The following is a 26037-nucleotide window of genomic DNA, read 5'->3' on the forward strand; positions in this document are numbered from 1 at the left end:
TCCTTCGAATCGGTTTAGATAATAGAAATGCCGGCATCATCAGCTGCCGGCATTTCTTGAAGCAATCGTATTACCACTCTACGCTAACCGTAATTCCTTCCGGTACGCCTGGAAAGCGAACCAGTACCGTGCCCGACTCCGCATCATACTGGAAGGAAGCCGCCTGCTCGCCAGCCGTGATGCTGCTAGGCTCGCTAGGTACCCGAAGACGCGTACTGACGGTTATATCCTGTGGCGACTCTGACACAAAGGATAGCCCGTTCTCAGCCATCCGTTCATCGCGAATGCGCGACGAGCTAATGAGAATGCTGGCTTCCCCCTCCGCAGCATTGGAGTAGTTCAAATCAAACAGCAAGCTGTCATCGCCGGATTTGATTTCCACAGCATGCTTTACCGGCAGGCTCGCTTCAAACAAATCAATGAACAAACCTTCTAATAAGACCGATTTCTCCACTTCCAGTTCATCCAGCACATGAGTGATGACATAAGGCCCGCGTCTCATATGCAGCGCGATGCTTTCCTTGTAATCAACCGTTTCCCCGCGGATTTCGAGCGACCGCTTGACTGCGCTTCTGACAAGCTCCGCGCCATCGTCGGTTCGGGACAGCACTGCCGGGTTTTTCCTATAGAATAGGACAGCCCCATCGCCTACCGTATGCTCTCCTTCTTCCGGATTGCGGCTAAGTCCAAGCGATTCGAATAAATGCTCTTCAGGTCGGTCGTAGGTCCGGCGGCTGTTGTCGCGGTTCCACCATTCCGATACGGAATGGAACGGGTCCGAGCCATCCCCGACATAGATCAGAGTGCCACCTTCCCTCACCCATTGCCCAATCGCTTGATGGATACCCGGATGCTCCGGCTTCATAAATTCGTAGCTGAGCAGCAGCACCCGGTAGCCGTCCAAATAACCTGGAAAGGTCAATATATTGTCGAGCTGCACCGGTCTAAGCGGAATGCCGGCCTTGACTAGCGGCAGCGCCAAGCCGTAAAAGGAAGACCAGTCGAGAAGCTCCTTCTGCTCGGCATCCAGCTCTTCCGCTGATGAAGTGCCGTCATATTTAGCAGCCTCGCCTAATTGCTCTCCGTCACGGACGACGTCGCCCCGCTGATACATGGCAGAGTTGGACAGGCAAAGGCCTACTCCTGAGGTGTAGACTTCTTCTCCGAGAACCTCCTCATGCTTATGCATGTCGCGCAGCACATTCATGATGGTCAGAAGCACTGTTGCGTAGTCGCCGGGAATCGTTTCCTTCCCTTGCCCGTCCTCGGTCGGATAGCTGCCCTCGAATACACGGCGCGGCCAAGGGCATACCTCGTACTGCTTCACCTCAGGATGCAAAAGGGAGGCAACGACGGTAGAACGGTAGTTTTTGCGATAGTCGCTCCAGCTGTATCTAGGGTTATCTTCAATAGGATCGTGAAGAAACCACATTTCGCGTCCAGTCCCCCTCGTAAGCTCCTGCATGATCCCATATTCCAAATATGCCGTCTCGAAGGTCCGCTCTCGGCGAAGACCCTTATATACATTGGGCGTGCGAGCCGTCCCCGTCCAGATTTGGGCGATGAAGCCATCGCAGCCTGGCATCGAGACGAGCAGCGCCTCAGGGCTAATGATTCGCCACTGCGTATAATTGATCAAGCTGTGGGTTGGGACATAGAAACGTACTGTCCTGCCATAGGTTACAAGCGAATACTCCTTCATTTGGCTGCAAAGCCGGTCGAGCGCCCGGTAATACATAGCCGCCTTCAGCTTCGAAGCCCGGTACTGGGCATCAGGCGAGGAGTGGGGAGGAATCCAGTCCTCCCCGTAATAATTAAGCCACTCCCGCTTGAATGCGTCTGAATACCCGGAGGCCGCCCAAAATTCAGGCTCCTCCAAATGAATCGCTTCCACGCCGCAATCTATCGCAAGCTTGATATGAGATGCCAAATATTCAGCGAATGCGATCGTCGGCACCATATACGGAACATCCTTGCCATGCAGCAGATGATTGCCGCTGCGGTCCTTCTGAGCCTCGTCCCAGTGCTCTCGTCCGTCGAAGCGCCCGTACAAGTAGTCCTGATACTCACCCCAGGATACGCCCGTCATCAGATGGATTGTATAACCAGCCTTCTTCCAGCCCTCTATCCGCTGCGGCAGATCCTTCGAAATGCCATACACCATAACAAAATCAGTTCGCAAATCATACTTCGGCCCATATGGCCTCGATTCCTGAAAGCCGGTCCATTCGGGCCGCTCTTGCGATTTCCTCGTCAAATGGTGAAGCCTCCTTTAGTTCGGCATTCCAAACAACACGACTTCTTTGCCCTTCAGGTTTTCGTTCGTATGCTGGATCGCTTCTTGATAACCCGTCTTGTTCATCTGTCCGCGCAGATCATTAATGATCTTAAGCGCCGCTTCGTCCGATTTGGCAAAAATCGCTTCCTTCCATACGTCGCCAATTTTGTCCATGGACGGCTTGAGCATTTCCCATTGCGTTGACTTCATCATGACATCGCCCGGGTTGTAAGCCGAAATAACGCTAATGCCGTTAGGACGGAGAATTTTGCGCGCATTTTCCATTGCAGCAAGGCGGGCCTGATCTGCCCAAATGTCTCCGCCGCCGACAGAATTAATGCGGTCTTGGCCGGAGAGGCTTTCTAAACCGATGCCCATTCCTTCATTTTTCTTCATCTTGCCCGTTGTGTCTGCTGTAAATTTATCAAACCATTCTTTCTTCGCTACCGGCTTGCCGTTTTCCATATCCCAGTGCACGCCCTGTACGCCGTATCTCACAAGAAGGAAACCTTCATCGGAAGCGAGATAATCAAGCAGGCGAAGCGCTGCGTCTACGTTTTTCGATTTTTTCGGAATAACCGTTACGTTGTTCCCTTGAATGGAGAGGTCGGCTGGACGGTCGGCTGCAGCGCCGGCCCGCTCCAAAGGACCAACAGGTATATAATCACTGCCTGGATGCGCTTTCACGTAGTCCTTGGAAGCATCAAGAATAGCTGGATAGTGAGCGGCCAGCACAGCGATGCGGCCCTGCTTAATTTTTTCGTTCGCAATCGGGTCTGTTTGCGTGAACGCTTCCGGATCTAATAGACCTTCAGCTAGCATTTTACGGTAATAAAGGGTGTAATCTTCATAAGCTTTCGAGAAGAAGGTGTGCTCAAGCGTGCCTTCGCCCTTATCGATATAGTCGGAGCCGTAGAACATCGAATTGCCGATACCGACAGCCCAGCCGTTATGGAAGCCGCCAAGAGGGATAACCGGCATGCCGCTCTCCTTTAGATCGGCGTCCTTGATTTTTTTCAGGAAGCTGTAAAGATCGTCTTTCGTTTTCACTGATTGCGGATCAACGCCAACCTTCTCTGCAATATCCTTCCTCACATAGAAGCCGTAAAGCCAATCCATCGCATCCTCAGGCGTAGCCGGATGATTCTGGTAAAGCAAATACTGCTTGCCGCCGTAGGCATCAAAGGCTTTCTCATAAAGCGCAGGAGGAACGTTCTCCTTCGCAACCGCTTTGGCGAGGTTCGGATACTTATCAAGCTTATCCGACAGATCGACCAGCTGATCTTCCTTCGCGGCTTTGATAATGCCGTCTAATTCCCCGCCCCAAGCTGGACCCGTATAAATATCAGGCAAATCCTGCGTTGCAAAGATGGTGTTTACTTTCTCGACCTCGCTGCCTTTTGTATATTCCCATTCAATCGTAATCCCGGTTTTTTCTTTAATAACCGCTTCGATTGCTGTCGTATCTACATCACCGCCGGTGGAGCCATTCCAGTTGTGAAGGACTTTGAGCGTCACTGGTTTCTGTTCATTGCCGCTGTTCGTCGTGCCGGCATTTTCTGAAGGCGTATTCACATTGCCGCCGCCGTTGTTGTTATTGCTGCACCCAAACAGTGTCGTAACTGCCATCAGGGCAACCGCAAGCCATACCGTCGTGCGTTTTCCTTTTTTGTTCTTCATAAAAACCCTCCCATAAACTTTTTATGAAATATGATAAAGTCCCGATTGCGGACGATTACCCTTTGACGGAGCCAATCATAACGCCCTTGACGAAGTAACGCTGCAAAAACGGGTAAATGCATAGAATCGGAAAAACCGTAATGACAAGCAGCGCCATTCGAAGCGATTCCGGCGTCGCACCCGCCATATTGACATTGACGGTCTGTCCGCCCTGCTGCGCAGCCCTCTGCATGGAGGAAGAAAGCGCTTCCGCTTCGGACAGCATTTCTTGCAGCAGCGTCTGAACGGGAATCAGATCCTTATTGGACACGTAATAGGCGCCGGTGAACCAATCGTTCCAGTGGGAAACGCCGATGAACAAAGCGATTGTGGCGAGAACCGGTCCCGAAAGCGGTAAAATGATTTTCATGAAAATTTGAAAATCGCCGTACCCGTCTATGCGGGCCGATTCCTCCAATTCCTCCGGGATGCCCTGCAGGAACGTACGAAGAATGACGATATGCATGAAATTGAACAGCATCGGAATGACATAGACCCAGAAGCTGTTAATGAGATGCAGCTTTTGCAAGGTGATGAAGTATGGGATGAAGCCTGCGCTGAAAATCGTCGGTAAAAAAATGTAGTACGTAAAAAAGGTTCTTCCCGGCAGCGTTTTTTTGGATAGCGCATAGGCCATCAGCGTACAAAGCCCCACATGCAATACCGTGCCGATTACCGTACGCAGCAGCGTAATTTTGTAGGCCTGCCAAATGCGGGCGTTTTCGAACACCTCCGCGTAGTTGTGCAGCGTAAATTTGCGGGGGAAGAAATACAGCGCGCCCATCATAGAGTCTTTTCCATCGTTGAGCGAATAGACCAAAATATAAATGAACGGATAAATCATCGACAAGCCGAACAGTGTCAAAAAGATATAATTGAAGAAACTAAAAAATGAAAATTGGCGCTTCACCATATCAAACCACTCCTTAGAACAGGGATACGTCGCTCACTTTACGGGCAATTCGGTTGACTGTGACAATAAGAATGAGCGCAATGATGCTCTGGAATAATCCGACTGCGGCTGCATAACTGAGCCTGCCTTCACCGATACCGGAGCTGATGACATGCACGTCGAGAACGCTGCCTATTGCCGCGGTAGCCGGGCCATTCAGCAGGAGCAGCTGCTCATAGCCGGCGCTCATTAGGCTGCCGACCGAGAGAATGAACAAAATAACAGCGATATTGCGGATACCCGGGAGCGTAACATGCCACATTTGGCGAAAACGCCCGGCTCCGTCGATCTTGGCCGCTTCGTAGAGCTGCTGGTCAATGCCAGCGATAGCAGCCATATAAATGATAGAGTTCCATCCGATGTTTTTCCAAATATCCGAGCCTACAATAATTTGATAGAACCATGATGTATTGTTCAGAAATTGGATCGGCTCCATGCCGAAGGAGCCAAGCAGATCGTTGAGCGGTCCGCCGTAAGGCGTCAAAAGCCGCTGCATCAGCGTCACAACAACGATCCAGGAAACGAAGTACGGCAAATACGAAAGCGTTTGCACAGTTTTCTTGAATTTAACGTTACGAACCTCATTAAGCAGGATAGCCAGTATAATAGGCATCGTAAATCCGATTAGAAGCTTCATAAGACTGATGACAATCGTATTGCGGATCAATTCAAATGACTGATAGTAGCTAAAAAATTGCTGGAAGTACTTCAACCCTGCCCAGGGGCTTCCAGTGAAGCCCCCGGAGAACATGAAATCACGAAACGCAACCTGTACGCCATAGAGCGGTACGTAGGAGAACAGGAAAAACCAGATGATACCGGGCAGCATGAACAAATAAAATAGCTTATGGCGCCATATCCGCTTCCAAAGTATATTTTCTGTCATTAATTCTGCCTCCTTGCCAATCGAATGGTTTTGATTTCAAACGGAGTAAAGGAAAGCTGGTACGCGCCGTCCTCCGCTTGGAGTTTATCGCTAGGCGTCTCCATCAAATCGGCAAGCCATGCTTCCGATCGATTCAAATCGATGCTGATTTTTGTCTTCAAGCGGGTACCGGCCGTTTCGTATAAACGGACAATCAGGTCTTCGCTGTCTTCTGCCTGCTTCACCGCTTCTACCATAACGTTTGGATGATCAACGCTTATAAACGATTTAGCTTCAGGCAGCTCGGATGCCGCGTCTCCCGCGTTCACGCGAACCGATCGCAAAGGCACGTTCAGCTCGTAGCCGCGTTTATAAACCTCCGCCTGTACATGGTCTCCATTGTGCGGGTACAACGAGTAGGTGAACTCATGCTCCGCACGGTCAGCCTCAGGATCCGGATAAGAAGTGCTGCGCAATAAATTCAGATCCATCACGTTTTGTGAAACCCGATGTCCGTATTTGCTGTCATTAAGCAGCGCTACGCCGTAATCCGGCTCCGATAGATCGATCCATTGATGCGCGCAGATTTCATCCTTCGCATAATCCCACAGCGTATTGCGATGCGTTTGCCGCTTTAAGTAGCCGAACTGGATTTCACAGCTTACGTTGTCTGACCGTACAGCAACCGGGAACGACGTGCGCAGCATTTTCGCAGATTCCTGCCAATCGACCTTTGTTCTAAAATCGATGCGGCGGCTGCCATGCGTCAGGATAACCTCTTGAGTCAAAGTAGACTCCCCGAACCGATAGACGAGCGTAAGCCCTGTCGTTGGTCCGTCTTGGAAGACTGCCGACTCGACTGGCTGCAGAGGCACTCCGCCCGTTTGCCGATAATCTTGTTTGAAATCCCAAGCATCGCCCTCGTCATGATACAAGCTCAGCTCATTGGCCTTTTGCCCCTGTGGAATAACTTCCCTGCCGTGCTCCTTATCCATAATGGATACGATCGTGAAGTCCTCAGCGAACGTAATCGCGAGCAAATCATTTTCCAAAATCCGGTCGATTGCCGAAGCTCTCATATTAGGAAAAGCAGGAGAAGCTCCTTCGGTTTCCGGTGTTGCGACGGTTTCCGCTTCAGCTGCTGCCGTCTCGGCCATCGCCAACGCTTGCTCATCGGCATTCGCCAAGGCGTAACCCATCGCAGGAACACGGACGCGCATCCAGCTGCCATTCTTCTGAACCCATTCCTCCCGCTCCCATGACAAGGAGTTAAAGAATACGTCGGAGTTGCTGCCTGCAGGAAGTGCTTCCGCAGCGGCGCCGTATGCCTCCTCGATTAATTGCTCTACTCTTTCGAGCAGCGCCGCGTAACGCTCCAGCGATTCGTCGTATACGCGCTTGATCGAAGATCCCGGTAAAATGTCATGGAACTGGTAGAGGAGCACTTCTTTCCAGATAAGCTCCAGCTCCTCTGCCGGATAGGCTTTGCCCTTCGTCAGCCCTGCAAGAATAGCCGCATATTCGAGCTCGCGCAGCGCTTTTTCCAGCTTCCGGTTATAGCGCTTGTTTCTCCCTTGACTCGTCAGCGTTCCTTGATGCTTCTCCAGATAAAGCTCGCCGGACCAAGACTGATAACGCTCCGAATCTTTAGCCAGCTTCTCGAAAAATTTCGCTGAAGGCTCTTGAACAACCGGGCTGAGTCCCTGCAAATTTTCCTCCCGCATCAGCCGTTCTAGGTGCTCCTCGCCTGGACCTCCTCCGCCGTCGCCGATACCGAACAGCATCAAAGCATTTTCCGATACGTTTTTGTCCAAATAGTCATTTTCCGCCTTGACGATCGAACGGGGCGCTGCCGGACTGTTATACGTATCCTCGGGCGGCATATGCGTAAGTACGCGCGAGCCATCGATGCCTTCCCAGTGGAAGGTGTGGTGAGGATGGCGATTGTAGATGCTCCACGACAGCTTTTGCGTCATCATATAGTCAACGCCCGACTTCTTCAAAATCTGCGGCAGGCTCGCAGTATAACCGAATACATCCGGCATCCAAAGCGACTTCATCTCCTGCCCGAACTCCGCTTGGAAATACCGTTTTCCGTATAAAATTTGCCGAACCAGCGATTCTCCGCTTGGCACATTCGTGTCCGATTCAACCCACATCGCGCCTTGCAGCTCCCAGCGCCCTTCCTGCACGCGCTCTTTGATGCTCGCGTATAGCTTCGGATAATGCGTCTTCATCCAGTCGTATAGCTGCGGCTGGCTTGCGCCGAATATATAATCGGGATAACGCTCCATCATCCGCAGTACGGTAGAAAAGGTTCGAGCCCCTTTACGAATCGTTTCACGAATCGGCCAAAGCCAAGCCAAATCCATATGCGCATGGCCGACGGCGCTAATCGTTAGCGACGGATCGCCGCCTCGCTTCGCCAGCTGCTCTTGCAGCATTCGCGACACCCGTGCGACTCGTTCCTCGGTTAACGCAATTAACAGGTTCGAAGCATCATACAGCACCTGCAAAATACGTTCTCTTCGCGCCGACCCTTCAGGCATTTGTTCCGCCGTCTCAAGCAATACTTCCGCGTCATAATACACTTGACGGATGTCCTCGCGGCAGATGGCGATCTGGGCTTCCTTCAACGTTCCGCTGCGGAAGCGGCCGAACAGGTCATTGCAGCCCGCGTCTCCCCACAAATCGATCGTTTCGTCCCCTGTCGAGCTTTCGCTGATATGGACGACCCGCTTGCCGGGAAGCCCTAGAGAATAATCGAACTCCGAATTGATATTCGTAAGTCCCTGCTTTGGCGTTCCCTCTTCATCGACGAGACAAAGCTCTCCGTTCACATCAATAAGCAGCACGACCTTTAAGCCCTTCGCTTCCTCCGTCACCTTCCCGCTAAAATGGAACCATGCGCAATCCCAAAGGTTCCCCCAGCGGTCGCCTGGAGCAAGCTCGATTTTTTGGCCTGACTCCCTCGCCTCGTAAGGAACCGGCTCCTGTGTTACCCAAGCCGTTGCTTTCAGCTCCGAGACTGGCTTGTATATTTGGTCCTTCAATCGCTCCAGCACTGATCTCAGATGCTCGGTTTTCACTTTATCATAAGGCATTTGCAGGTCTCCTTTTTCATCCGGTTATATCGTTCATATCGTTGTTCTTCTCCACAGGCTTATCGCCATAAATTCGAAAGCGGCTTCACGTTTATTTAGTCGCATCCTTCAGCCTCTTCTTCGAAAACCGGTCTCCTCGTTCCTTGCCTTCCTAACAACCATCTTATACATAATATAATATACACATTTAATATATTCAATATATAAATAAAAAAATCTTTTCCCACTTGGGAAAAGATTTTTTTTATCACTGCTATGCTTTTGATTATTTGACGGGGATACGGCCAGTCGTTTGTTTGATTACAAGCTCTGGCTGGATTAGGGTTTTGGTGTATTTGCCGCTGCGCTCCGCTCCGTCTTCAACGATGCCGAGCAGCGTTTGAGCGGCGCGGTAGCCCATATCATACTCAAACTGCTTAATATGCGTAAAAATGCCAAGCTCTTCAACGATTGACGTCGGATCATCGAAGCTAATAATCGATAGATCATCCGGCACTTGGAGTCCGGCTTGCCGCGCCATTTGGTAAATTTGAACGCCTAGTCTTCCGTTGAGCGTAATATAAGCCGTTGCCATTCGATTGCGAATGTAGCGAAACAGCGGATGCTTCTCCGCATCCTTCAGGCTGCCCACCTGGAAGCCGGTAATCATATGGGCAGGATTGATGAGCGCTCCTTTGTTTTTCAGCGCGTTCATATAGCCGTCGATCCGCTCCTGCACCGTTATCGTCTGCAAGGGGGAGTCGGAGCAAATGGCGATTTCCCGGTGACCAAGCTCCCACAAATAATCGACGGCAAGGCTTGTGCCGAGCCTTCCATCCGCCGCGATATAATTGGTCTCTACGCCCGGCAGAAAGCGGTCGATCAGCACAAACGGATAGCCGCTGAACTTCATGCTTATGATTTCCTCGTTATAGTTTTCCTCATCTACCGGGAAGACGAGCAAGCCCTCTGCTCCCATTTCCTTGAGCGTTTTGAAAGCTTCTTTCTCTTTCTCAATCTCTCCATCGGACAGCAGAATGACACAGCGGTAGCCTTTCTCTCGCAGCGCTATCTGCACGCCCTGGATCAAACGAATGGCGAAATAATCATACACGGATGGCATGACGAGACCAATAATGCGCGTCCTGTTCTGTGTGATAGTCCGCTCTAGGCTAATTGCCGGCGCTGCTGGCGCCGCCTCCTCCGATTCATCCATCTCTGCCAGCTCCTCGTCGCTGACGAAGCTGCCTTTGCCCGGCACACGCGTAATCACTCTATCGTTTGCTAATCCGACCATCGCGTTAACAACTGTAATTTTACTGACGTTAAAGAGCTTCATCAGCTCTTTCTCAGTCGGTATGCGGTCCCCCGCCTTCAAGCCCTCCGATGCAATCAGCTCGCGGATATAATCCTGAACCTTCTGATAGAGCGGCGTTCGGACTGTTGAATTCATGTGCTATCACCAAACTTCATATTGATATTTGTAATATATATTATATGGTTAACCCCTATTAAGCAATACTAATGCCCTTGTCGAAAATGGTTTATTTCCAGTGGTGAAAATAGCGAAATAACATGAATGGCGCACTATTTTACAATAAGGCTGCTCCCATCCTTTCGATTATTTTGTCGCTTATTATTATATATATTATACATATTATCATTTCATTCTTAAATCATATATATAAATAAAAAACTCCGTTGAGGATAAGTCTGAAAGGTTGGTTGAGGGTGGCATTAAGGCTTAAGTTGAAAGGTTGGTTGACACTCCAGTTAAGGCGGGATTTGGTAGGAACTTTAGCTGAGGCAGCTGTGACTTCGGATGCGAATTCTGCTGAAACTTCAGCTGTGAACTCAGCTGAGACTTCAGATGTGAATTCAGTTGAGGCTTCAGCTGTGACTTCAATTGAGACTTCAGTTGAGGCTTCAGCTGTGACTTCAACTGTGACTTCAGCTGTGACTTCAATTGAGACTTCAGTTGAGGCTTCAGCTGTGACTTCAACTGTGACTTCAACTGAGACTTCAGTTGAGACTTCAACTGAGACTTCAGTTGAGACTTCAGTTGAGACTTCAGTTGAGACTTCAGTTGAGACTTCAGTTGAGACTTCAGTTGAGACTTCAGCTGAGACTTCAGCTGAGACTTCAGCTGAGACTTCAGTTGTGAAGCTGTGACTTCAGCTGTGAAGCTGTGAATTCAGTTGAGGCTTCAGTTAAGGTTTATCAAGCAAGGCTTGCGTGTAGATTTCGGTAGAAGCTTCGATTTTCAGCCTCTTGAAACGCAATTAACTGGAAAAACTCCCGCTAATTCAAACGATTTGTTGTTAGAATCTGTATTAGAAGGATTTTCTCCCGTTAATTTCCTGCTTTTTGCCCAATTGGAGTAAATGCGGTCGGATTAACGGGAGTTATTCCATTTAAATGGACTTTCTCCGCCTCAAATAGCAAATTAGATGGAGTAATTCCTGTTAATTGTACCAGCAGCAACGGTTTAGCAAGCCGGCTTTATTAGCAGCCTTCTAACTTCTAACATGCAAAACGAGCCTAAGAAGCGATTCAAAAGGCTCGTTTCATAATCTTCTTGATTCATAAAAGATGAGCTTTACAGCACGCTCCCTACGACCAGCTCAATCTTATTCCCTTACATTTCTTGCTATCCTTTTAGTGCCTGCTCTTGCTATCCTTCTACTGCCTGCTCTTGCTATCCTTCTACTGCCTGCTTATCGGGATGTTCAACTGCCAGGAAACGCCGTACTTGTCCTGTACCCAACCAAATAATTCACTCATCGGCGGCAGCGGAGATAATGGCATAAGGGCTATGCCGCCTTCCTTTAGCCGACCAAATACAAGGTTGATCTCCTCTTCATTGTCGCAGCTTACAAATAGCGACATTGCGGGAGTAAAAGGGTGATCCAGCTTGTTGCTGTTATCGATCGCCATAAAGGATTGGCCTTTAAGGGTGAATGCGGCATGCATAACCGTTCCATCTTCCTGATGGTAGACATGGTTGATTTCGGATTGATCAAATATGGACGTGTAGAAATTTATCGCTTCCTCCGCCTTGCCGTTAAACATGAGGAAGGTTGTAATCTTTTGGCTTTTCACTTTGCATCAGCTCCTAATGGATATCGTCACCTATCATTCTTGCCCATTTCACTTAATCAAGACTTCACGCCAGCAGTCGATTCCCGGTAGAGCAGCTCCCCTGCAACAAGCAGCTTCTCCATTGGCTCCTGCTTGCTTGCGATTCTGCTGATTAGCTGTTCCACCGCGCGCTTGCCGAGCGATTCCTTCGGTACATGCACCGTCGTTAGAGCAGGAGTCATACGGTACGAATCGTCGATGTTATCAAAGCCTGTGACCGATACCTCCTCCGGCACCGAAATGCCCAGCTCCTGCAGCGCGTGAACCGCGCCGATTGCAATCATATCGTTCGCGCACAGCAGCGCGGTCGGAAGGGTCTTCGCCTTCAGCCGCTTAACCGCCCATTGCTTGATCGGCTCTTGGAACTGCTCATGCTCGAAACCCTCGACAGGCAAAATGCAGTCATCGCTAACGCTCAAGCGCGGCACGCTGCCTGCCTGCTCCTCTATCGCGCTGCGGAAGCCTAAGAAACGGTCCTTAAAGCTTCGCGAATAGTTGATATCGCCGACAAAGCATAGCTGCGCGTGCCCCTTGCCGATTAGATGCTTCGTTAGACGATACATCGATTCATAATTGTTCGTAAACACCGTATCGCTCGGGATAAGCATGTCCTCATGATCGACCAGCACCATCGGCAGGCCGATTCGATGCACCTCAAGCAGCAGCGGCGTCGATATTTCGCCAACGCCAATGAGGCCAAGTATGCCGTTCGGATTTAAAAAATGCAGAAAATGATCGACGCTCTGCTCCGAGACGATGACCATGCCAAAGCCATCTTCCTCCAAGCGCGATGCGATACCGTCCAAAATCCGTCCCCAATAAAGCGATTCCTTCGTTTGAAAACGGATATTCGGCATAAGCACGAGCACGGATTGCTTGCCCGCGGCAGGCACCTTCGGAAGCTGCTCCAGCTTCATCGTCTTGACATAAGCGTTCTTTTGCGAAAAATAGCCTAGCTGTGAGGCCGCTTGTATCACCCGCTCCTGTGTCGACTCGCTGACGCCGCCCTTGCCGGAGAGCGCCTTCGAAACGACAAACTTTGAAACGCCCAAATAGTCGGCAATTTGCTGCATCGTGACTTTCTTTGACATAGGAGTACTCCACCTTAGCTTTCGGTAATAGTTCTTGCTTTCTTCCAGCGTTCATTATATTGATTGAAGACGACCTGCAAATCCGGCGCAGCGATCCATTCTTGAATGTAATCGCCTGACCAGAACGCGATTTGCGCTGTATTTGCGATTTCGAGAAATTGATCGTTCGGGACGCGGCGCTCCAGAAACTCGCTGTTGAACGATAAAAACTGCTTGAACTGCGGCAGGGATGGCTGCTTATTTTCGATGACCGGCAAAAAACCCGAATCATCCACATAGCCGGATTCGGTTACAAAAAACTCCACCCAATCCTCGGCCAGCTGCTTGTTGCCGCTGAATTTGCTTACGCCGACAAACCAATCCGGACTCAGCGGCGCGTAGCGCTTCTCGCTGTTATCGTAAGGAAACGGGAAAAATCCGATATCCTCCGATTTCGCCCCTGCCGTAATGACCTGATTAATGACCCAGTTGCCCATTAAATACATCCCCGCTCTGCCGCCCGCAAGCTCCGTTTTTGACGTTTCCCACTGATTGGAGAGAAGCTGCTTCTCGACATAGCCCCGATCAATCAGCGTTTTGACGATGGAAATCGCTTGTCCCCACGCATTGTCAATAGTCCACGGCTCATCCGTATTGACCATATCATTTAAATAGTCGGCATTTCCGGTCATATAGCTGACTAAATCCTCGCCCCACGTCATAAGCGGCCACTGGGCGCCGTAGTTCAAATAAATCGGCACGATGCCTGCTTTCTTCAATTGCTCGCATGCCGCATAGAACTGCTCCAGCGTTGTCGGAATTTCGTTTATGCCAGCCCTTTTGAACGCTTCCTTATTATAGACAATGCCTGTCGTTGAGGCACCTGTCGCAATGCCAAAGCGCTCTCCCGCATGCGCTTTAAAATCTGCAAAATGAATATGCTCGAACAAGCTGTCGCTTAGCGGCTCAAAATAATCGGGCAAATCTTCATTTTTAATATTGTTTGGGAGCAGCAGCACGTCGCCCAAATTGCGGGTGGATAAACGAAGCATAATATCGCTGGCATAGTTCGTTATGCCTTCGAATTTCACCGTCACGCCCGGATGAAGCTCAGCGAAATGATCGGCATATTTTTGAAAGACGCCATTCTCAATGAGATCGACCCGGTTCGTCAGTACATTCAGAGTTACATCGCCGTCGAGCTGCTCCCCTTTGTTAATGGGCTCGGCTTCCGCATCATGGTTGACCGGAGACTTCTGACAGCCCGCAAAGCATATGCCGCACAACAGAACAACAAGCACGAGCATACATGTGTATTTGTTCATTCTGCGTCTCTCCCTAATTCTAATGGAAGCTGTAAAATGACCTCAGTGCCAAGGCCACGAACGCTTGCTACCTTCAGCCCATACGCATTTCCGTAGTGGAGCTTGATGCGTTCATTTACATTTTTTAAGCCGATTCCGCCAGATTTGCGCCTTACCATTTCCTCAACGCCCGCAAGCGAACGGTTTAAACGATCGAGCGTCTCCTCATCCATACCGAGCCCATCATCTTTGATGCGGAGCCATAACCCGTGAGCAGAGCGCTCGCTGCTCATTTCAATTCGCATCGACGGCTTGTGATCATCCATCCCATGGTAAATCGCATTTTCGACAATCGGCTGCAGCACGAGCTTAATGATGGGATAGTTCCGCAGATCATCCGGAATGGTTGTCTCCAGCTTGAAGCGATTCGGATAACGGTAATTCAGCATCTCCACGTAATTGCGCATATGCAGAACCTCGTTCTCAAGCGTCACTTCCTCATGCAAATCGCTTATGCTGTAACGCAGCAGCTTGCCAAGTATCGCAATCATATCCGCCGCGATCTGATCATCGTTCAGCTCCGCCGCCATTCGAATCGACTCCAGCGTGTTATACATAAAATGCGGATTGATTTGGCTTTGCAGCGCATGCAGCTCCGCTTCCTTCTTCTTCGTTTCCATTAAATAAATGTCTTGAATGAGATGGTCGATTCGAACGATCATCCGGTTGAACTGATTGCCAAGCTGCCCAACCTCGTCCCGATATTTCACTTGGAACTGAACGTTGAAATCGCCTTCCTGCACATTTTTCATCAAGCGCATCATTTTGCGGAGCGGATTCGTCAAAGCAAACGAGAAGACAACCGATATAAATAGCGCAACGATAATCGTAATGATCGTCGCGATCCAGGTCACATTGCGAATGACGACGGCATCCTTCGTTAGCTCGCTGACCGGAATCGAGGTCATGACCTTCCATTTCGTATTGGGCGAGGTCGTATAAATATAGAGCCGGTTCAAGCCGTCGCGCTCAAAATAAAAGCTCCCCTTTGTCCCCGTTGCTTGCGCGACAGCTCTGTCATTCATAATATTGGTCGCCATTCGCTGCTTGTCGCTATCGTAAACGACGTTTCCAAGCTCATCAATGATGACCGATTCACCGTTTGTCACCTTATCGAGCTCGCTCATTTGATCTTCGATCACGCTAATATTCGCATCCACCGCAATCATGCCAATCGGCTTTAGCGATTTATCGATTACCTTGCGGACGACCGTAAACGCATATCTAACGCTTTGCAAATTGCTCGTATATTTTTGCGTACTGAAGAGCATCGCCTCGCCGCCCGAGGTTTGTACGCGCTCCCGCCATTTTTCATAGCTTTCCTTCACGTTAAGACGAACCCCGCCGCCGCCAGTCGAATAGTATCCGTTGCCGAACTGATCGAATATATAAACCGAGTTGGCGCCGCGTTTGATCGTGTTGATAAAAGCAATATTGCCCTCAATTCCGCGCTGGATCGAGAGCAGCAAATCAAAATCGTCAGGCACCTGATTGTTGTCGCCAGATGCCGTCTGACGCTGCTCGTAATAGCTGTTCGAGCGAATCAAATTTTGTTTTATATCGTTCTGGTAAGCCGGAATCGAGGATATGCGAACCATATCCTCGATGTAATCATCTACCCGTATCATCATATTTTCCAGCATTTTAGTCGAATAAACGATCGTCTTCTCCTCAATCGAGCGGGAGTAATTGCTATAGGAGATGTAGCCAATGAACGACAACGGCAGCGTGATCAGCAGCAAAAAGACGATAAACAGCTTTCCTTCCATTCGCATGCCGCCAAAAGCCGCCCATATGCGCCACAATCGTTTTTTTAACCCCATTCTCTTAATCCCCTATTCCTAAATGGCCGGCATGACGTTTCCGCCGTTAACAGGAATGTAGGCGCCTGTAATGAAGCTGGCCAAATCCGATGCCAAAAAAGCGACCGTATTCGCGATCTCTTGATCCGTCCCCCTGCGCTTAAGCGGAACGTTTTGGGAATAGCCGCTGTTCTCCTCCGTGCCGCTCGCACGATCGCGATCGCTAATGGTCCACCCCGGCGCAACCTGGTTGACGGTAATTTGATGCTCCCCAGCTTCCTTGGCTAATACGCGATAGACTCCGTCCATGCCGCGCTTGCCAGCCGTATAAGCGGATTGTCCCGCAAAATTTTGCATCGCGCACTCCGTATTAATGCCGATAACTCTTCCGCAGCCCCGTTCAATCATCGCGGGAACGAATGCTTTTGCCAAATACACGCTTTGCAGCACGCAGGATTCAAACTGACTTACATAATCGGCTATTGGCTGCTCAAGTATACTTGTCCACTTATACTGAATGACCGCGTTGGCAACGACGATATCGACATGGCCGAGCTCTTCTGACACTTTCGCTTTCATTTCATTGATGTGCTGCTCGTTTGTAACATCCGCTTGCACGATCATGGCACGTCTTCCGAGAGCCGTAATTTCCTGCTGAAGCTCTTTCGCCTTGGCTTCGTTATTATTGTAGTGAAGCACGATGTTAGCGCCGCAGCCTGCGAGCGTACGAGCCATTACTCGCCCTAAATCGCCTGTTGCTCCTGTTATGAGTGCCGTTTTATTCGAAAGATCAATTTGCATTGTTCTACTCACCCTTCTATTTGTATCAATTTTGTTATATTATTTATTATTAATTATGCTACCAAAATGTCAACTGTTTTATAAAGCGCATTCAAAAAAATAATTGTAATATTGGCACAAGTGAATGACACAACGAATTAATTTATAATTTGGTTATCTTCTTCGGCTTATAAATCAGCTATTTCCTGCTTTATTCCTTGTGATTTCGACTATTTTCATGTATATTACAGTCTATACACACAACCTAATTATTCACATATGTATTAATAATAACTCTCACTCGGAGGTTATCCATTGAAAATCGATCTATCAGAGCAAAGCCTGCCTATATTTGAAGCCATATCAAGCAATGTACGAATCCAAATGATCCATTTGCTTTCCAAAAAATCGATGAACATTCGCGAGCTCGCCGAAGCATTAGGGCTAAGCAGCGCGATTATGACTATGCATGTCAAGAAGCTGGAGAAAGCAGGCATTATCCGCTCCGAGATGACGCCAGGCAAAGGCGGCGCCGCCCAGAAGGTGTGCTCCCTTAGCATGGATGGACTTGAAATCGCTTTTCCGCGCAAGGACGTCGTTCACCGCGAATCCAGACGGACCGAAGTTTCCATCGGCCATTACACCGATCTGAACATCGTTCCTACTTGCGGCATTTGTACGACGGAGAAAGTCATCGGTATATTTGACGATCCGCGCTACTTTCTTGATCCAGACCGTGTCAACGCCAAAATATTATGGTTCTCGCAAGGCTATATCGAATACAAAATTCCGAACTTCCTATTAAGCAGCGAAAATCCGGAGGAGCTCGAAATATCGATGGAAATTTCGTCGGAGGCCCCACTCACCAATATGAACTGGCCATCGGACCTAACGTTCTTCTTCAACGGCGTAAATGTCGGCATGTGGACGAGTCCTGCCGATTACGGCGGCAAAGGCAAGCTCAATCCCCCTTGGTGGTTTGACGATGTCAACCAATTCGGCTTGCTGAAGCGGCTTATTATTAAGAAAGACGGCACCTATATGGACGGTCTTAAGCTCTCCGACGTAAGTCTGGACCAGATCGATATTAGCAACAGCCACTGGACGTTCCGTATCGCGATTCTTGAGGACGCCGAGCATATCGGCGGCGTTACGTTATTTGGTTCAGGCTTCGGCAACTACAATCAGGATCTTATCTTTAAGCTTTATTATGCGAAGCTGGCTCAAGAGGAGCGGACGCTGGCATAGCTGTACATTCAAACAGGAGAAGCTCCCATATAGGGAGCTTTTTTTTGTAATAGAGCGATTGGATAAGCCAATACAAAAGATCTATCAAATCTGAGAAAAAAAGGGTTGAATCCCCAGCAAAACAGTGCTACTATCTTAAACATATAATTCCACTGGGAATAATATGTTAAATGCTGATACCCCTATATTCCAACCGGACAGCCGGAGAGATCGCTTGTTGCGACAGCTCCGGCTGTTTTTTATGTTCCGTTAGGCTATGGAGCTGCAGCTTGAAGCGGCGGCATCACACGAAAGGAGGCAAGGACGATGTCCATTAATCGGCTCGAGCAAGACGAGGGAAGCACCTTTCCCGGCAGAACCTACGCTGAAGCCGTACTTGCGCCTGCATATGATCAAGCGAAGCAGGAACTGCTTCAGCCGATGATTGCCGTGCATAAAGCCCATCTGATTATGCTCTTTGAACAAGGATTGCTCACGAGGGATGAAGCCCACCGAATCGCTAACGCTCTATTAACGATAGATCTAGAGCAGCTGCGCAGAGGAAAATATAATGGCCAGTTTGAGGATTTGTTTTTTGAGGTCGAGCACAAGCTGCTGGAGCTTTCCGGCGAAGCGTCAGGCAGTCTGCATCTTGCCCGCAGCCGCAACGATATGGGGATTTCCATATACCGGATCACACTGCGTGGAAAGCTGCTTAGAGCGATCGGATCTGCGCTTGAGCTGCATGCGAGCTTGCTTGCGCTAGCCAAGAAGCATACGGATACGATCATGATCGCGCATACGCATACCCAGCAAGCGCAGCCGACGACGCTCGCCCACTACATTGCGGCGGTAACAGACTCGCTGGCGAGAGATATCCGCAGGCTGCAAGCCGCCTACGGAAATTGCAATCTAAGCAGCATGGGTGCTGCTGCTTTGACGACATCGGGGTTTGCCATCAGCCGGGAGCGTGTAGCATGGCTGCTAGCATTTGACGGCTTAATCGATAACGCCTATGACGCTGTGAGCGGCGCAGACTACGCTGGCGAAATCGCCTCAGCCGTTCAGCTCGCGGCCATCAATCTCGGTCGGTTCACGCAAGAATTGCTGCTATGGTGCACACAGGAATTTGCCGTTGCGCAAGTTGCCGATCCCTATGTTCAAATAAGCTCCATCATGCCACAAAAAAGAAATCCGGTTTCCCTCGAGCATATTCGCTCCCTCCTATCGAGCATTGCGGGCAATGCGCAGACCGTGCTGACGATGATTCACAATACGCCGTTTGGCGATATTGTCGACACCGAGGACGACATGCAGCCCTACGCATGGAAGAGCCTGGATACGCTCGAAGCTGTCTATCGGCTGTTATCCAAAGTCATCTCCACCTTGCACATTAAGGAGGACGTGCTGCAAAAGCGTGCCGCCGATAGCTTCGCAACTGTTACGGAGCTAGCTGACACGCTCGTCAGAGAGGAAGGCTTATCCTTTCGCAAAGCGCATTCGGTCGTAAGCAAGCTCGTGACGATTGCTGCTCAGCGGGGCGATCACTTGAGCGATTTGAGCCTTCACGCTCTTAATGAAGCAGCGGTCCAGACGATTGGAATACCGCTTAGGCTAAGTGAGCAGCAGCTGAAGCAAGCGCTTGACCCGAACCATTTTGTGCACATACGAACGCTGCGCGGCGGACCTAGCCCAACTGAAATGAATCGTTCACTAGACGCTCAACAAAAACGGCTGCTCGGCCTAAATCTTTGGCTTAAGGAGAGGGCCGCCAAACTTGAAGCTGCCGCTGCGGAGCTCAATTTGATTTTGTCTGGTTGGCTTAGCAAGGAATCATGAATGGAGAATGGAGTGTGAGGGTCTATGTTTCGAAACCCATTTAAAGTGTTTGATATTCACGGGCATCTTCCCTACCGGCTGCTGCTTGGCGGCATTAATAGGCATGAGCTGATTTCACGCTACGGCGCTGAGCGAAGCGAGAGGATGCGGCTAACCTGGGATTTCCCCGAAGCGGTGCCAGCCGGCAATAACCATGAGAATGAGACGACCCCGTTAATCGATCGTTGGGTTGAGGAGCTCGATAAATACGGGATAGGCGGCCTCAACTTTCTTACTGCGCTGGACAATGACAATATGGCTGATCAGCTTGCCAGACATCCCGATCGATTCACCGGCTTCGCGTATCATTCCATTGAAGAAGCAGGCGCGGAGGAGGAGCTGCGCAGAGCAGTCAACGAGCTTGGGCTAAAAGGCTATAAGCTGTTCGGGCCGCTAACGTCCATTCCCTTTGATGATCCATCTCTTACTCCCATATGGACCTTTCTCGCAGAGAAACGGCTGCCCGTACTCATTCACTTTGGTTTGCTCGGTCATGCTGGAGGCATTGCACATCATCCGAACATAAGTCCCTTAGCGATCTTTAATACCGCTCGCAGCTTCCCCGATATTCCGTTCATTATTCCTCATTTCGGGGCGGGGTATTTTCAAGAGCTCCTTCATCTGTGCTGGAGCTGCCCAAATGTCTATGTCGATACATCCGGCTCCAATCAATGGATGCGCTGGATGCCCTACGAGCTAACTTTGGAATCCGTGCTTCGCAAAACCTATGAGCTTATCGGGCCGGAGCGGATCATATTCGGGACGGATGCAAGCGGATTTCCGAGAGGTTACCCTTATCGGTATTTGCAGGATCAGGTTCGCGCTTGCCGTGAGCTGCGATTCAACGAGACGGATATTGAGAACATATTTGGCAATAACGCAAGGAGGCTGCTTGGGCTTACGCTGCCCCAGAGCAAGATCACGCAGCAGTCCGGCAGAACCGAGCAAGCCTAATCGTTTATATACAAAGAGGAGTGGGTAGGTATGAAAAGCCGAAAATGGATGACGTTATTGACAGGATTGCTCATTATTACTATTGCCTTAGCCGGCTGCGGCAGTGGAAATCAGAGCAGCAGCAATGAACCGACAAACGCCGTAAAGGAAAATAATACGGACAGCTCGAGTTCACCTGAAGCGCAGGCTGCGGATAAAAAAGTAACGATTGAGTATTGGCAATATGAGTTTCCGGCCAAGGTCGAGCTCATTAACGAGCTCATTAAGGAATTTCAAGCGGCGCATCCGAACATTACGGTCAAGCAAACCAATTTCCCCTATGACCAATACAATCAGAAGGTTGCAACGCTAGTTCCCGCAGGCAAAGGCCCTGATATTATCAACCTCTATTATGGCTGGCTGCCGAAGTACGTTTCCTCTGGTTATTTGCAGCCGCTGCCTGAGGACGTTTTCGGGGCAGCCGAAATTGAAAGCAATTTCTATCCGCTGGTGAGCGCAGCCAAAATCGACGGCTCTTATTACGCCATCCCTACCGCCGTACGCACCCTTGCTCTTTTCTACAATAAAGATCTGCTGTCCAAAGCCCAAATTACAGAGCTGCCGACAACTTGGGAGCAGCTGGTCGACGTATCCAAGAAGCTGACGGAGACCGACGCCAAAGGGCAGTTTGTTGTTGAAGGCTTCGCATGGGAGCCAGGCGCGCAGCTGCACCATTGGTATCGCGACGGTCTGCTGCATCAAGCGGGAGGGCAAGATTTGAGCGATGATCGCCGGCAGGTTTTATGGGCACAGACGCCGGCAGGCTTAGAGGCGTTCCAGTATTTGATCGATTTTGCGGTTAAGCATAAGGTCGGCATTAATGGCTTTTACGAGAACGACAGCAACGCCTTTATGACCGGCCATGCAGCAATCAACGTTGACGGCTCCTTCCGGCTTGGCGCGTTGAAGAAGGATTTCCCTGATTTGAACTACGGTGTAGCCCCGCTTCCGTCATACAAAAGCAAGTCCGCGCCGTCCTCCTTCTGGGCGAATGCGATTCCCAAAAACGTAGAGGGCGACAAGCTGAAGGCTGCTTCCGCGTTTTTGAAGTTTCTGACCAGCAAGGAGGTCCAAGAGCGATGGGTCGAACAAATCGGCGAGCTGCCTGCGCAGAAAGCAGTTGCGACGCAGGACAAATACGTTAACGACGAAAAGCTCGGCCCTTTCATTTCCCAATTGGACGACAGCCGGGCCCATTTCTTCATTGACGAAACGCTGGAAAGGACGCTGTTCGTTGATGCGACAAATGAAGTGCTGCTGAACAACGTGCCCGTAGAAAAAGCCTTTCAAGATCTTGTTGCCAAAACGCAAAAGCTTTATGACGATTACTGGGCGTCGGTCGATAAGAAATAGCCAGCCGCCTTGGCAGGAGCGCTCAGCCTTGTGCGGGCGCTCCGTTTCTAATTGAGAGGGAGGCGAAATTCATTATGCTTGCGCATGCTCTACGTTTAACCGCACGCAAAAGCCGCGAGCTGCTTCGCATACGGCTTAGTTACCGAACGCAGCGTTATTTGTTTATCTATATCGTCCTCGGTGTTCCCCTGCTGTATTTTTTGAGCACGCGATTGCTGCCGATTCTGTATGCCTTCAACGTGAGCGTGCGCGAATGGGATTTATTGTCGGCCGAAAAGCCATACGTCGGACTTGCTAACTTCAGCGCGTTGTTCAAGGACGAAATCTTCCTGCGGTCGATCGGCAATACGTTCAAGTTCGTTCTGCTCGGCGTGCCCGGTCAATTGCTCGTCGGCCTGTTCGTCGCTCTTCTTCTGCATAACGTGCAGCGCCTTCGCGGACTGTTCCGAACGGTATACTTCATCCCCTACGTGACGAGCATCATCGCAGTCAGCTGGGTATTTCGCTGGATTCTTATGCGCAATGGCTGGTTAAATGAAACGCTATTAAACCTAGGCTTGGAGCCGCAATTATTTTTGCAATCGCCCCGCCAAGCGCTGTTTCTCATCACTCTAACAATGATTTGGCAAAGCATCGGCTTTCAAATGCTGATCTTCATGACCGGCTTGGAGGCTATTCCGCGGATGTACTATGAGGCAGCTTCTATCGACGGCGCCGGAGCTTGGCGGAAATTCCGTCATATTACGCTGTCGCTGCTTAACCCTGTTATCGTATTTTCTGCCGTCATCGGCGTTATTTCCTATCTGCAGTCGTTCGGGCAGGTGCTGAGCATGACGAACGGAGGGCCGTTAAACGCTACGACCACCATGGTGCTTCACATCTACAATTTGGCGTTTCAGCAGTTTAAGATGGGGAGCGCTGCGGCAGCAACCGTCGTGTTGTTCATTGTCATTTTGGCGCTTACGTTGCTGCAATTAAAAGTGTTAAATAAAAAAGTGGAATATTGACGGGAGGCCAAATGCGTGAGTTCACCCAAGGTATACAGAATGCGCGGCAAGTCGCCCGCAGCGAGGCTGAGCACTTTCATCATCTACCTGCTGCTTGCCGTTGGCGCCTTAATGATGCTGTTTCCGTTTTTATGGATGGTCGCCACCTCCTTTAAGCTTCCCCAGGATGTTTATAATCTGCGGCTCATTCCTGAGACGATTACGTTCGACAACTATAACGCTATTTTCGAAAAGGCTCCCTTTGGCGCTTGGATCAAAAATACGCTGGTCATTTCCCTCATCGCTACAAGCACTGTTCTGATCTTTGATACGGGGGCAGGCTACGTACTCGCCAAATTTTCGTTTGCCGGCAAGCAGCTTATCTTCTTGCTCATTATCAGCACATTAATGGTGCCAACGGAAATGCTTATCATTCCTTGGTATTTAATTGCGAACGATTTGGGCTGGTCCGATACGTATTGGGGAGTGCTGTTTCCCGGCATTATAACCGCCTTCGGCATCTTTCTGATGCGGCAATTTATGGACGCCATTCCCTCGGATTTGCTGGATGCGGCGCGAATCGATGGATTAAACGAATGGCGTATTTTGCTGCTCATCGCTATTCCGCTAGTTAAGCCAGCTATCATTACGTTGATCATCCTTACTTTTATCGGGAACTGGAACCAGTTTATTTGGCCGCTCATCGTGCTGCAAACGGAGTCGAAATTCACGCTGCCCGTCGGCATCGTCTATTTCTCCAGCGAGCTGAAGGATACGAGCAATTGGATACTCATCATGGCAGGGACGACGATTTCCATCGCGCCGCTAATTATTTTATTTCTTATCTTTCAGAAGCAAATCATTCGAGGTATCGCACTCAGCGGGATGAAATAACGAATATGGTGATATGTATGAGCAATCAAACCGCCTGATGATTCTGACATAAGGTATGAATGCTGAGGATACCGGGACTAAATAGTAGATGAGAAAAAGAGGAGAAGGGAGCATTAAAGCCCCTTCTCCTCTTGGTGTACCGTGCAAAGCAGCTATCAATAGAGCTTTTTCAAAGCATTCGTATCATAGTCGAGCAGCTCATTCGTGCGATGATCGCGTATTTTGGCTGCCCATTCAGGATCAGCCAGCAGCGCCCTGCCTACGGCAACCAGATCAAACTCCCCATTTTCCAGCCGTTCGATCAATCCCGCAAGAGAAGCCGGCTGCGCTGCATCTCCGCTGCTGCTTCTAAATTCATTGTCGAGACCTACAGAACCTACCGTTATCGTCGGTTTGCCAGTCAGCTTTTTCGTCCATCCTGCCAAATTCAAATCGGAGCCTTCAAACTCCGGCTCCCAATAACGCCGTGTCGAGCTATGAAAAACATCGACCCCCGCTTCTGCGAGCGGCGTCAAAAATTGCGAAAGCTGTTCAGGCGTCTCAGTCAGCTTTGCCGCATAATTGCCTGCTTTCCACTGGGAAAATCTAAGCACGATCGGAAAATCATCCCCTACAGCCCGGCGGCAAGCCTCTACAACCTCAACGGCAAAACGAGTTCGGGAGGCGACATCTCCGCCATATCGGTCGGTACGCCTATTCGTTTTGTCCCAGAAAAACTGATCGATTAAATAACCATGCGCACCATGCAGCTCGATACCGTCAAACCCGATGCTAGCTGCGTCTGCCGCAGCCTGCGCGTAAGCGGCAATGACATCCGCGATTTCATTTTCAGTTAGCGGCTCCGTTATTTTCTCGCCGGAAAGATTCAGCCCCGAGGGCCCGATCGGCAAAGCTTCCGGATTAGGGTGATCACCGATTTTACGCGTTAACCCAATATGCCAAAGCTGCGGAATGATTTTACCTCCGGCCCCATGTACGGCGCTTACGACGTTAGACCATTGATTTAAAGCTTCCTCACCGTGAAAATTCGGCCAATTGGGGCTAGCTGCTGCAGCGGGATGATTAATCAGCGTCCCTTCGGTGACGATAAGTCCGACTCCGTTCTCCGCGCGGCGGCGATAATAAGCGGCAACCTCCTCTCCAGGCACGCCGTTCGGGGAATATCCTCTAGTCATCGGTGCCATCACAATTCGATTAGCAACCTCTAGATTCTTTGATTTAAAAGGCTTAAACAACGCTTCAACCGATACTTCGTTTTTGGCAGTAGACATTTGGATTCCTCCCATGTATTTGGTGTGGATACTGTTTTTCCTTCAACAATTCCATATTACCATTAATTACCGTGTAATCCCAGTACTTTAATTGTAATTTATATTCATGATAAGGAACTGCCTCTGTATGAGGCTAATCGTATTTTTTCCTCCAATCCATTTGCTGCCGATCGTGGATTTGAGCCGAACATGAAGCAGCTTATTTCGTCTAAATGCTGTTGCACAGTATGAATAGGAAACTGAACAGGAAAAACTCCATCTATTTTTCCGATCAGTAGGCTGACTGACCATTTAGCTGGAAAACCGGCTAGGCCCCCTAATTCCGGAGTCTGGGCCCCCATAAATCAGGTTTTCATAGAATAGCTTGATTTTCCGTCTGAT

The 26037-nt window shown here is 49.8% G+C and carries 19 protein-coding genes; 7 read left to right on the forward strand and 12 right to left on the reverse strand.

The genetic code is table 11. The annotated features are described in order from the left end of the window. Positions 1-70: 70 nt before the first annotated feature. The 6 genes from HI950_RS11355 to HI950_RS11380 form a co-directional block, all read right to left on the reverse strand. Positions 71-2257, reverse strand: a complete 2187-nt coding sequence (locus HI950_RS11355) for a hypothetical protein (protein WP_169083534.1) — start codon at positions 2255-2257, stop codon at positions 71-73. Between the two features lie 15 nt (positions 2258-2272). Next, positions 2273-3958, reverse strand: a complete 1686-nt coding sequence (locus HI950_RS11360) for an extracellular solute-binding protein (RefSeq protein WP_223285207.1) — start codon at positions 3956-3958, stop codon at positions 2273-2275. A gap of 55 nt (positions 3959-4013) precedes the next feature. Next, positions 4014-4910 (reverse strand): carbohydrate ABC transporter permease, encoded by an 897-nt coding sequence (locus tag HI950_RS11365; protein WP_191296779.1) that lies wholly within the window; start codon positions 4908-4910, stop codon positions 4014-4016. Positions 4911-4923: 13 nt separating this feature from the next. Continuing rightward, the gene (locus tag HI950_RS11370) at positions 4924-5835 is read right to left on the reverse strand and encodes an ABC transporter permease (protein WP_169083533.1); all 912 of its coding nucleotides are present in this window, start codon (positions 5833-5835) and stop codon (positions 4924-4926) included. After that, positions 5835-8918, reverse strand: a complete 3084-nt coding sequence (locus HI950_RS11375; protein ID WP_169083532.1) for an alpha-mannosidase — start codon at positions 8916-8918, stop codon at positions 5835-5837. The genes HI950_RS11370 and HI950_RS11375 overlap by 1 nt, the downstream gene beginning before the upstream one ends. A 265-nt stretch (positions 8919-9183) precedes the next feature. Then, the gene (locus HI950_RS11380) at positions 9184-10350 is read right to left on the reverse strand and encodes a GntR family transcriptional regulator (protein ID WP_169083531.1); all 1167 of its coding nucleotides are present in this window, start codon (positions 10348-10350) and stop codon (positions 9184-9186) included. Positions 10351-10628: 278 nt separating this feature from the next. On the opposite strand from HI950_RS11380, the gene HI950_RS11385 reads away from it, so the two are divergent. Then, positions 10629-11069, forward strand: a complete 441-nt coding sequence (locus HI950_RS11385; protein ID WP_169083530.1) for a hypothetical protein — start codon at positions 10629-10631, stop codon at positions 11067-11069. Positions 11070-11603: 534 nt separating this feature from the next. Here the strand turns inward: HI950_RS11385 and HI950_RS11390 are convergent. The 5 genes from HI950_RS11390 to HI950_RS11410 are packed head-to-tail and all read right to left on the reverse strand — an operon-like array spanning position 11604 to position 17075. Further along, positions 11604-11999: a VOC family protein gene (locus HI950_RS11390; RefSeq protein ID WP_169083529.1), complete on the reverse strand. Its 396-nt coding sequence runs from the start codon at positions 11997-11999 to the stop codon at positions 11604-11606. A gap of 56 nt (positions 12000-12055) precedes the next feature. Next, positions 12056-13129, reverse strand: coding sequence for a LacI family DNA-binding transcriptional regulator (locus HI950_RS11395; RefSeq protein WP_169083528.1), 1074 nt, complete (start codon positions 13127-13129; stop codon positions 12056-12058). Positions 13130-13143: 14 nt separating this feature from the next. Further along, positions 13144-14433: an ABC transporter substrate-binding protein gene (locus HI950_RS11400; RefSeq protein ID WP_169083527.1), complete on the reverse strand. Its 1290-nt coding sequence runs from the start codon at positions 14431-14433 to the stop codon at positions 13144-13146. Further along, on the reverse strand, positions 14430-16295 hold the full coding sequence (locus tag HI950_RS11405) for a sensor histidine kinase (protein WP_169083526.1): 1866 nt from the start codon (positions 16293-16295) through the stop codon (positions 14430-14432). Before HI950_RS11405 ends, HI950_RS11400 begins: the two co-directional genes overlap by 4 nt. 18 nt (positions 16296-16313) lie before the next feature. After that, positions 16314-17075, reverse strand: coding sequence for an SDR family NAD(P)-dependent oxidoreductase (locus HI950_RS11410; protein WP_169083525.1), 762 nt, complete (start codon positions 17073-17075; stop codon positions 16314-16316). 294 nt (positions 17076-17369) lie between these two features. On the opposite strand from HI950_RS11410, the gene HI950_RS11415 reads away from it, so the two are divergent. The 6 genes from HI950_RS11415 (at position 17370) to HI950_RS11440 (ending at position 24385) form a co-directional block, all read left to right on the forward strand. Further along, a complete protein-coding gene (locus HI950_RS11415) occupies positions 17370-18302 on the forward strand; it encodes an ArsR/SmtB family transcription factor (RefSeq protein ID WP_169083524.1) in 933 nt (310 codons plus the stop codon). Between the two features lie 306 nt (positions 18303-18608). Then, a complete protein-coding gene (gene argH, locus HI950_RS11420; RefSeq protein WP_169083523.1) occupies positions 18609-20120 on the forward strand; it encodes an argininosuccinate lyase in 1512 nt (503 codons plus the stop codon). A 24-nt stretch (positions 20121-20144) separates the two neighbouring features. Beyond that, complete coding sequence (locus tag HI950_RS11425; protein WP_169083522.1) at positions 20145-21113, forward strand: amidohydrolase family protein; 969 nt, start codon at positions 20145-20147, stop codon at positions 21111-21113. A gap of 30 nt (positions 21114-21143) precedes the next feature. After that, positions 21144-22505 (forward strand): sugar ABC transporter substrate-binding protein, encoded by a 1362-nt coding sequence (locus HI950_RS11430; RefSeq protein ID WP_169083521.1) that lies wholly within the window; start codon positions 21144-21146, stop codon positions 22503-22505. A gap of 74 nt (positions 22506-22579) precedes the next feature. After that, positions 22580-23512, forward strand: coding sequence for a carbohydrate ABC transporter permease (locus tag HI950_RS11435; protein WP_169083520.1), 933 nt, complete (start codon positions 22580-22582; stop codon positions 23510-23512). Between the two features lie 15 nt (positions 23513-23527). Continuing rightward, positions 23528-24385: a carbohydrate ABC transporter permease gene (locus HI950_RS11440; protein ID WP_317618332.1), complete on the forward strand. Its 858-nt coding sequence runs from the start codon at positions 23528-23530 to the stop codon at positions 24383-24385. A gap of 155 nt (positions 24386-24540) precedes the next feature. Here HI950_RS11440 and HI950_RS11445 read toward each other — a convergent pair whose 3' ends face one another. Beyond that, positions 24541-25656: an NADH:flavin oxidoreductase gene (locus HI950_RS11445; protein WP_169083519.1), complete on the reverse strand. Its 1116-nt coding sequence runs from the start codon at positions 25654-25656 to the stop codon at positions 24541-24543. Positions 25657-26037 lie beyond the last annotated feature (381 nt).

It is taken from the genome of Paenibacillus sp. PL91, assembly GCF_012935325.2.
GTDB lineage: Bacteria > Bacillota > Bacilli > Paenibacillales > Paenibacillaceae > Pristimantibacillus.